Origin of the sequence: Micromonospora sp. CMU55-4 (genome assembly GCF_011602315.1) — a bacterium.
In the GTDB taxonomy this organism is placed as follows: domain Bacteria; phylum Actinomycetota; class Actinomycetes; order Mycobacteriales; family Micromonosporaceae; genus Micromonospora; species Micromonospora chalcea.
In genome coordinates this window covers 1-3,108 of record NZ_JAAOLH010000039.1, presented here as the reverse complement: position 1 = coordinate 3,108, position 3,108 = coordinate 1, and the positions used below count along the sequence as shown (strand labels likewise).

General features: G+C 75.4%; 1 protein-coding gene. It reads right to left on the bottom strand.

Annotated features, from left to right (window positions below):
- The coding region (locus HA073_RS30125; protein WP_166457858.1) for an SDR family NAD(P)-dependent oxidoreductase at positions 1-3,108 on the bottom strand (3,108 nt) is incomplete at both ends.

The following is a 3,108-nucleotide window of genomic DNA, read 5'->3' as shown; positions in this document are numbered from 1 at the left end:
ACCGACACCCTCGCCCCACGCGGTGCCGTCCGCAGACTCGGCGAAGGCCTTGCAGCGGCCGTCCGCCGACAGCCCACCCTGGCGGGAGAACTCGATGAAGGCGCCCGGGGTGGACATCACGGTGACGCCGCCGGCCAGCGCCAGGTCGCACTCGCCGGACCGCAGCGCCTGCACCGCCAGATGCAACGCCACAAGCGACGACGAACACGCCGTGTCCACAGTCACCGCCGGCCCCTCGAAACCGAATGAGTACGCCACCCGACCCGACAACACGCTCGCGGAGGCACCCGTCGCGCCGTACCCGGCGAGCGACTCACCGGCCTCGCGCACGACGGTCTCGTAGTCCTGGCCGTTGGTGCCGGCGAACACCCCGACGCGGCTGCCGCGCAGCGCGAGCGGTTCGATCCGGGCGTCTTCGAACGCCTCCCAGGAGACCTCCAGCAGCAGCCGCTGCTGCGGGTCCATGGCGAGCGCCTCGCGCGGCGAGATGCCGAAGAACTCCGCGTCGAAGCCGCCCGCGTCGGCCAGGAAGGCCCCGCGCGAGACGTAGGAGTCGGTGCCGGTCAGCGACTCCAGGTCCCAGTGCCGGTTGGCCGGGAAGTCCGACATCGCGTCGGCACCGGCCGTCAGCAGGTCCCAGAGCCCCTCCGGGGACTCGGCTCCGGCCGGGAAACGGCAGCCCATGCCGACGATGACGATCGGGTCGTCGCCCACGACGGGGCCGGTGGCGGCGGGGACGGGCAGCGCCTGCCCGCCGAGCAGCTCGGCGTGGATGTGGCCGGCCAGAGCCGCCGAGTTCGGGTAGTCGAAGGCGAGCGTGGTCGGCAGCGCGAGGCCGGTCGCCGCGTCGAGCCGGTTGCGCAGCTCGACAGCTGCCAGCGAGGTGAAACCGAGATCCTGGAACGCCCGGTCCGGCGCCACCCGATCGACGGACTCGTGGCCGAGCACGGCGGCGACCTCGGCGCGTACCAGCTCACCGAGGACGCGCAACTGCTCCGCGCCGGGCATTCCCGACAGGCGCAGGCGCAGGTCGGCCGCCGGCACCGGGGCGTCGGCGGGCACCGCCGCGCCGGCCTCGGCCAGCAGGTCGCGGACCAGCGGGTGGGCGCGCCGCGGACCGGTGGCGGCCACCCGGGCCCAGTCGATGTCGGCCACGACGAGGTACGTCTCGTCGCGGTCCAGCGCCCGGCTGAAGGCGCGCACGGCTGTCTCCGGCGCCATCGCGCCGAAACCGGTACGGCTGAGCCGCTGTTCGAAGTCGCCCGCGCTCACCCCGCCGTCGGCCCACAGGCCCCAGGCGAGCGAGGTCGCCGGCAGCCCCTCGGCGCGGCGGCGCTGCGCCAGGGCGTCGAGGAACGCGTTGCCGGGCGCGTACGTGGCCTGGCCGGCGGCGCCCATGAGGCCGGCGAGGGAGGAGAAGAGGACGAAGGCGGAGAGGTCGCTGCCCCGGGTCAGCTCGTCCAGGTTGCGCGCGGCGTCGACCTTCGCCCGCAGGGCGGTGGCCAGCTGGTCGACACTCACGGCGTCGACGACGTTGTCGTCGAGGGCGGCGGCGGTGTGCACGACCGCGCTCAGCGGAAGCTCGGCGGGGATCGAGTCGAGCAGCGTCGCGAGCGCGGCCCGGTCGGCCACGTCGCAGGACGCGAGGGTTACCCGGGCGCCGAGCCCGGCGAGTTCCTCGGCGAGGGCGGTCGCGCCGGGCGCCTCGCCACCCCGCCGGCTGACCAGGAGGAGGTGTTCGGCTCCGTCAGCGGCCAGCGCGCGGGCGACGTGTCCCCCGAGTGCCCCGGTGCCGCCGGTGATCAGCACCGTGCCGCGCGGCGTCCAGGAACCGCGCGCACCGGTGTCGCCGTACGTCGCACGAACGAGCCGACGGGCGTGGCCGCCGGTGCCGCGCAGGGCGATCTCGTCCTCCCGGCCGGTGCCGGCGATCAGCGTCCGGAGCATCCGCACGACGCTCTGGTCGGGCTGCTCGGGGAGGTCGACGAGCCCGCCCCACCGGTGCGGGTGCTCGGCGCGCAGCACGCTGCCGAAGCCCCACGCCATGGCCTGCACGGGGTCGACGTGCCGGTCGCGGGATCCGACGGAGACCGCGCCGCGGGTGGCGATCCAGAGCCGGGCGGTGATCCCGGCGTCGCCGAGGGCCTGCGCGAGCGCGACCGTGGCGGCGAGGCCCGTCGGCACGGAGGCGGCCCCGGCGTACGGCCGGGTGTCGAGGGCCAGCAGGGAGAGTACGGGCAGCACGTCCCCGTCGCGGCCGGTCGACGCCTCGGCGAGGTCGTGGGCGAGGCGCTTGCGGTCGCACGTGGCGTCGACCTCGACGATCCGCCCGCCGGCGGCGCCGAGGGCGGCGGCCCAGTCCGTCACGGCCGCGTCGGCGCCGGCCGGTACGACGAGCAGGAAGTCGGTCGCCTCGGCGCGGGCGGCGTCGTGCGTGAGCGGCTGCCAGGCCACCCGGTAGCGCCAGGAGTCGAGGGCCGCCTCGGCGTCCCGGCGGCGTCGCCAGGTGGACAGTGCCGGCAGCACGTCCGCGAGGGGGGCGTCGGCGTCGACGGCCAGGCTCTCGGCGAGGGCCGTCAGGTCCTCCGCCTCGATCGCCCGCCAGAAGTCCTCGTCGGCGGCGGTACGCCGGGCGGCGGGGGGACGGTAGGACCGCGTCGTCGCATTGATCCAGTAACGTCGATGGTCGAAGGCGTACGTGGGCAGGTCGACCACACCCGGCCGGGCGCCGGTCTGACCGTGGTACGCAGCCCAGTCGACCGGCACACCCGCCACCCACAACTGCCCCAAGGCCGCCGTCACCGCAGCGAGCTCCGACTGGTCCCGCCGCGACACCGGAACCCGCCGCACCCCGGCATCCGCGACGATCTCCGCCACCATCGCCGTCAACGTCGCATCCGGGCCGACCTCCAGGAACGTGTCCACCCCCTGTGCCCGCAGAGCAGCCACCCCGTCGGCGAACCGCACGGGCTGCCGCACGTGCCGCACCCAGTACTCCGGATCCACCAGCTCCAGCGGGTCCGCCACGGAACCCGTCACGTTCGACACCACCGCGACGCGCGGCACCCGCCAGTCGAGCCCCGCCACCACCGACCGGAACTCCTCCAG